Genomic DNA, 6,326 nt, shown 5'->3' with positions numbered 1-6,326 from the left:
GCCTGGCGCTGGTAAGGCTCCAGAGCAAAAACCGGTGCTAGGCGTGCCCGGGCAGCTGCGGCGTCGCCGCGCTCTTCCGCCATCAGTGCATGAGTGAGTCGCAGCGATACGTCATCGCCTAGATCGTCATCTAGCAACGCCTGAGTATCGCTATCAAGGCCAACTTGATCGGCAGGTCGAAGCGCTTTGTAGCGGTTGAGTAATACAGGGAACTTAGCTTTTTCTCCGGCCCTTGCGACGGTGGCTAAATAGGGAAGGGCTTCGCGATTGCGGCCCTGTCGCGCAAGCAACGTAGCAAGAGTGCTGTTTGCCTCGACGTTGTCAGGCTCAAGCTCTACCCAAAGTCGAACGGCCCGGAAGGCTCCGCGTTCGCGCTGCAGGTACTGCGCTAGATGCGTTGCATGGGCACTGACAGCAGGATCCTGAAGGACATCTGCTTGGTCGAGGTAGGTATCCAGTGCTGTATCAAAGTCTCGGCGTCTGAGGGCAAATTCAGCCAGTAGAAGAGGGTAGACCGAGGATTCGGGTATGGGGCGTTCAGGCACTGGTGGAGGAGGGGGGCTGTCGTCGTTCGCGACACTTGCAGCCTGTGGTTCCAAATCATCGTTTTTAACAATCTGGCCGTTAGTGGCGCAGCCGCTGAGAACCGCGAAAGCCACAAGCGTAGCGGTCAGTTGCGCAACATAGCCACCATTGCCCGCAGAGCGGCCGCCAATGCAAGTCGCCGCCGGAGGCGCCAATCGGACAGGCACCAATCTGAAAAGGCGAGCAGGCAGTCTTCGGACGAGGCAAAATAAAGGGTCAAAAAACATGTGTCTAACCGAGTTACTGAACACGAATGATGACACAGTGAGACAGCGAAACCCACGCTGCGTTCGATGGGCGTTGCTCGAGTATTACTAGCGGCGCTGCCATAGGATTGGTCGTGAAGTTTTGGTGCTCCCAAAAGCGGCTTATTTAAGTCTGCGATTTTTCTCTCAGACTGCTAGAATCCTCCCCAAGAACGAATGACAGGCAAACTGGACACTTTTTGCTGTGAACTTGATAGCACTAGGCATTAATCACAACTCTGCACACGTTGATGTGCGGGAGCGCGTGGCTTTTGCCCCAGAGCAAGTGTCCGAGGCGATGAATGATGCGTGTCGTTCGGCGGAAATAGACGAAGTTGTTGTCCTTTCGACCTGTAACCGCACCGAAATCTACGCAGTGGCGTCTACGGCGAAGCCCCTTGCTGATAAAGCGCGAGAGCTCATTGACTGGATGGCGAGTTATCACCACCTGTCGGTGGATGATCTTCGTGGCGCTGCCTACCACCATGAAGGCGAGGCCGCGCTTCGGCATATGGTGCATGTGGCCGCGGGTTTGGACTCGATGGTTCTTGGGGAACCGCAGATATTTGGTCAACTTAAGTCCGCTTATGCGGTCGCCAACGACGCGGGAACCGTGGGTAGCGAGCTTGGTCGTTTGTTTCCTCGAGTGTTTACCATCGCCAAGAAAGTGCGCACCGATACTGCTATTGGCGAAAACCCTGTCTCCGTAGCCTTTGCCGCAGTAGATGTCGCACGACGAATCTTCACCGATTTGAATGACTGCAACGCGCTGCTCGTGGGTGCTGGCGAAACCATAGAGCTGGTAACGCGACACCTCATTGAAGCAGGCGTGAGTAATATTGTGATTGCCAATCGCACTTTGGGACGAGCCCGCGAATTGGCTCAGCAGTTTGGGGCCGACGCGGTGCTTCTGGCTGAGATTCCAGATCACCTGCCTAAATCCGACATTGTCATCACTTCTACTGCCAGTCAGTTACCTATCATTGGTAAAGGCACGGTGGAGTCAGCACTGAAGGCCCGACGTCATCGTCCCATGTTAATGGTCGACATCGCAGTGCCCAGAGATATTGAGCCGCAGGTTAGCGATCTGCGGGACGTTTATTTGTACAGCGTGGATGATCTCAGACAGATCGTTGACGGAAACCTTCGCGCACGTCAGCAGGAAGTGAGTAAGGCCGACGAAATCATCGCCAAAGGTATTGCCACCGTGGGCGAGGAGCATCGTTCGCTGGGCGCCGTAGACCTGGTGAAGCAATATCGCAAATCGGCCGAAGCGCTCAGACAGAAAGAGCTAGAGAGGGCCCTGGCCTCCATAAGCCGAGGAGACGACCCGCAGCAGGTGGTTGCGCAGCTTGCTCGCTCGATTACCAATAAACTCATTCATGCGCCGACCACCGGTCTCAAGAAGGCCAGCGCCGAAGGGCGTCATGATGTGCTGGGCCATGCGGCGCGCCTTTTAGGCCTGCAGACCAGTGACGACTCCCTATCAGCTGATGGCTCCCTACCAGCTGATGGCTCCATGTCACAAGCGTTGGATCAATCGACAGAGGGGGCGGATCAAGCGACTCCCAATGCAGCGAGCGAGAGTCCCAGGACGCCCGGCCCCACACTGCAGTGAAGTCATCACTGCTCCACAAACTGGAGACGCTTTCCGAGCGTCACGAAGAGGTCTCAGCCTTGCTGGGAGACCCTGGTGTGATTTCGGATCAAGATCAGTTTCGTCGTCTATCCAGAGAGTTTTCTGAACTGGAAACCGTCGTAAAGTGCTTTGCTGAATATCAAGAGCTCCAAGGCGATCTCGAGGCCGCAGAATCGATGTTGTCGGATGACGACGCCGATATGCGGGAGATGGCAAAGGCAGAGATCAGTGAGGGTGAGGCCCGCCGCGAAGAGTTGGAAGCTGAGCTTCAGGTGTTGTTACTGCCCAGGGACCCTAAAGACAGTCACAACGTCTTTTTGGAAATTCGTGCCGGTACCGGCGGTGATGAGGCCGCTATTTTTTCCGGTGATTTACAGCGGATGTACAGTCGCTTCGCAGAGCGGCAGGGCTGGCGTATCGAAGTGCTGTCTGAGCGCCCCGGCGAGCATGGCGGTTACAAAGAGATTATTAGTCGCATAGAAGGCAAGGACGTATACGCGTTTCTTAAGTTTGAGTCCGGTGCACACCGGGTGCAGCGCGTTCCCGAAACTGAATCTCAGGGCCGTATTCATACCTCCGCCTGCACTGTGGCTATCCTTGCGGAGCCAGAGGAACTTGAAGCTGTCGAGATCAACAAAGGGGACCTTCGTGTAGACACCTATCGCGCTTCGGGAGCGGGCGGGCAGCACGTCAACAAGACCGACTCCGCCGTGCGCCTGACCCACTTGCCCACCGGCATTGTTGTGGAATGTCAGGATGAACGCTCCCAGCATAAGAATCGTGCTCGGGCTATGTCCCTGCTGCAGGCCAAGCTCAATAGCAGTGCTGAGGATGCACAGGCTAGCGAGCAGGCCGAGCAGCGAAGAAACCTCGTCGGCACCGGCGATCGATCCGATCGCATACGAACCTACAATTTTCCTCAGGGAAGAGTGACGGACCATCGCATTAACCTCACGCTATACAAACTCGATGAAGTCGTGGCGGGAGATATGGATCCGGTGCTCGGTCCTCTGCGTCAGGAGCATCAAGCCGACCAGCTAGCGGCTATGTCTGGGCAGTAATGGCGAGCGTTCGTGATCTGCTTGCTAAGAGCACGACTCTGGCGGGTGACGAGTCTCTTCGTGAAGCACAGCTATTACTCTGCGCGGCGCTCGATAAGCCACGAAGCTATCTTATTGCCTGGCCTGAGGCCGATGTCCCGGCTGCTGCCGAACAGCGTTATCGTGATTGGCTGCAAAGGCGCATCCAAGGCGTGCCGATTGCTTACCTATTAGGTTCACGGGATTTTTGGTCACTGTCTCTTCAGGTCAATGAGGCCACTCTCATTCCGCGCGCAGACACGGAGTTACTTATTGAGACTGCGTTGTCTCTAGACCTGTCTGGGGATTCCGCAGCGCTGGATCTTGGAACGGGTTCCGGTGCGATAGCTCTGGCACTGGCAAAAGAGCGCCCCTTTTGGCGGATAACGGCGGTAGAGCAAAGTGCGGAGGCGCTCGATGTCGCCAGAGCCAACGGCGAGCGTCTGGGATTACAGCGTATCGAATGGCTTCAGGGTGACTGGTTTTCGGAGTTATCAGGGCGTCGTTTTTCCCTGATCGTGAGCAATCCACCGTACATCGCCGACGAGGACTCCCACCTCAGTAGAGGGGACCTGCGCTTCGAACCTCGGTCAGCACTCGCGTCTGGTGTGGACGGGCTGGATGATATTCGCGAGATTATTGACTCGGCTCCCATGCACCTGGAGTCGGGTGGTCATTTATTTCTGGAGCACGGCTTTGCGCAGGGAGCTGCGGTGCGTGAGCTGCTGTCGGCCGCTGGCTTCTCAAATGTCGGAAGCTCTCGCGACCTTGCGGGCCATGAGCGTGTCACTGGTGGCGCGTGGCTGGGAGAACTGGCAGAGTAAGGCACCCGAAGACGTAGTGTAGAAGCCAGGGAGAAGGCGAGTGCTGAGCGACCGGGAGTTAGAGCAGTACAGTCGGCAGCTGATGTTGCCCGATTTCACTCTGGAATATCAGGAGCGCCTTCGCAGCGCTTGGGTCTTGGTCGTCGGTTGCGGCGGTCTGGGGAGTCCTCTTGCTATCTACCTTGCTGCGGCAGGCGTGGGTCGACTTCTTCTTGCGGATGGCGATACCGTTGAGCGCACAAATTTGCACCGACAGATCCTCCACGGGGAAGCCGACATAGGGCGTTCCAAGGCGGCTTCTGCGGCAGCGCTGATCAGCGCCCACTATCCCGATTGTCGTGTTTCCCAGTTCACTGAAAACCTCGAAGAAGATGCATTAAACCAGGCGGTGAATAGCGTGCAGTTGGTTGCTGACGGCACCGACAACTACCCAACGCGTTTTTCCCTGAATCGCGCCTGCATTCGCGCAGGTAAACCTCTCGTATCAGCGGCAGCCGCGCGCTCCGAAGGGCAGTTAGCAACCTTTGATGTAGCGAGTGGGGGCGCCTGTTACCGATGCTTGTATCCACAGGAAGGTGCCTCTACGGCGCTTTCCTGTCGCGAGAACGGTGTTCTCGGGCCCGTGGTTGGAGCGCTTGGCACTCTTCAGGCGCTGGAGGTGATTAAGGTTCTCACAGGGTGGGGCGAGTCCCTACGATCAAAAGTCCTGATGATGGATTTGAGGAGCTACGAGCAAAACATCATCGAAATCTCACGGCGCGACGATTGCCCTGACTGTGGTGGAGAGCTGCGTCGCGGGTTTGGTTTGTGAGTGATTGGTAATAGTTACGGGAACCGGACAGCAGAACCGCGGTCAGAACTTTCGATTACCAGCCATATTCATATTTACGTCCCAGAGGGCAGCCGCAGTGAGTTCATTGGTTCAAGGTTTTGGTCGTTTTCAAGAGGCGTTGTTCGGACGTCTTGCTTATCTCGATGGGCTCGGGCCGCTCGCACTTAGGCTCTATCTCGTCCCAGTGTTTTGGATGGCCGGTACACAAAAAATTGCCGGCATGGAAAACACCATCGAATGGTTCGGTAACGCCGAATACGGTCTAGGCCTGCCTTTCCCTACGGTGCTCGCTTATTTGGCCGCTTATTCCGAGGCGATCGGGGCATTGCTGCTTCTCTTGGGTTTAGCGACGCGATGGATTTCAATTCCCTTGATAGTCACCATGTTGGTCGCCATCTTTGCGGTACATTGGGGTAATGGATGGGCGGCGATTGCTGATTCCAGTGCACCGGAAGTTGCCCAGCGTTTGGGTGCTGCGCGGGAATTGCTTCGAGATCATGGAAACTACACCTGGCTCACTGAGAGGGGGAGTTTCGTAATTCTAAACAACGGCATAGAGTTCGCGGTCACCTATCTGATCATGTTGGTAACGCTTTTGTTCACTGGTGGTGGCCGATATGTAAGCGTCGATTACTACCTCGGTCGCCTGCTCAATCGCTGATCAATTATTCGCCAAAAATGCTAGACTTCGCGCCTAAATTTTTAGGCAGATACCCCTTTGACGAGTTCCAATCGATCTAACACCTCCTCTTCTCACTCTGGCGGTGCACGCTCTTCCAAAAATGGTCGGGCAAAAACCGCTGCGGCAACAGCTTCCTGGAGCGTCGACGAGTTCGATGTTGCACCGGAAGAGGGTAAAACGCGTTTTCACGATCTAGACTTGCACTCCAGCTTGATGCACGGGATTGCGGAGATTGGCTTTGAGTACTGCTCGCCAATCCAAGCGCAAGTCCTGCCGCATACGCTGCAGGGTCATGACGCTATCGGTAAGGCGCAGACGGGCACAGGAAAAACCGCAGCGTTCTTGATTACTATTTTTGATGACCTCCTGAAAAATCCCCACGAAGGTGAGCGATTTTTAGGCGAGCCCCGGGCTCTGGTGATTGCACCCACAAGAGAATT

6 protein-coding genes and 1 pseudogene are annotated in these 6,326 nt (G+C 55.8%); 6 read left to right on the top strand and 1 reads right to left on the bottom strand.

Going from position 1 to position 6,326, the window contains the following annotated elements:
- Positions 1 to 740 (bottom strand): annotated as a pseudogene (locus tag AB8B76_RS08945) (hypothetical protein); the annotation flags it as partial.
- Positions 741 to 1,035: 295 nt separating this feature from the next.
- Between AB8B76_RS08945 and hemA the strand changes: the two are divergent.
- From hemA to AB8B76_RS08915, 6 genes are all read left to right on the top strand, one after another.
- On the top strand, positions 1,036 to 2,448 hold the full coding sequence (gene hemA, locus AB8B76_RS08940) for a glutamyl-tRNA reductase (protein ID WP_405271797.1): 1,413 nt from the start codon (positions 1,036 to 1,038) through the stop codon (positions 2,446 to 2,448).
- Positions 2,445 to 3,530 carry a peptide chain release factor 1 gene (prfA, locus tag AB8B76_RS08935; RefSeq protein ID WP_405271795.1) on the top strand — a complete coding sequence of 362 codons (1,086 nt, stop codon included), beginning with the start codon at positions 2,445 to 2,447 and terminating at the stop codon, positions 3,528 to 3,530. The genes hemA and prfA overlap by 4 nt, the downstream gene beginning before the upstream one ends.
- On the top strand, positions 3,530 to 4,372 hold the full coding sequence (gene prmC / locus AB8B76_RS08930; RefSeq protein WP_405271793.1) for a peptide chain release factor N(5)-glutamine methyltransferase: 843 nt from the start codon (positions 3,530 to 3,532) through the stop codon (positions 4,370 to 4,372). Before prfA ends, prmC begins: the two co-directional genes overlap by 1 nt.
- A 40-nt stretch (positions 4,373 to 4,412) precedes the next feature.
- Positions 4,413 to 5,183, top strand: coding sequence for a HesA/MoeB/ThiF family protein (locus AB8B76_RS08925; protein WP_405271792.1), 771 nt, complete (start codon positions 4,413 to 4,415; stop codon positions 5,181 to 5,183).
- Positions 5,184 to 5,280: 97 nt separating this feature from the next.
- Positions 5,281 to 5,865: a DoxX family protein gene (locus tag AB8B76_RS08920; RefSeq protein WP_405271790.1), complete on the top strand. Its 585-nt coding sequence runs from the start codon at positions 5,281 to 5,283 to the stop codon at positions 5,863 to 5,865.
- Between the two features lie 57 nt (positions 5,866 to 5,922).
- Positions 5,923 to 6,326, top strand: a 404-nt coding sequence (locus AB8B76_RS08915) for a DEAD/DEAH box helicase (RefSeq protein WP_405271788.1), incomplete at its 3' end; no start/stop codon positions are given.

It is taken from the genome of Congregibacter sp. (assembly GCF_045107095.1).
In the GTDB taxonomy this organism is placed as follows: Bacteria; Pseudomonadota; Gammaproteobacteria; order Pseudomonadales; family Halieaceae; genus Congregibacter.
Note: the sequence above shows the minus strand (reverse complement) of the source record. Positions and strands in the feature narration are given on the sequence as shown.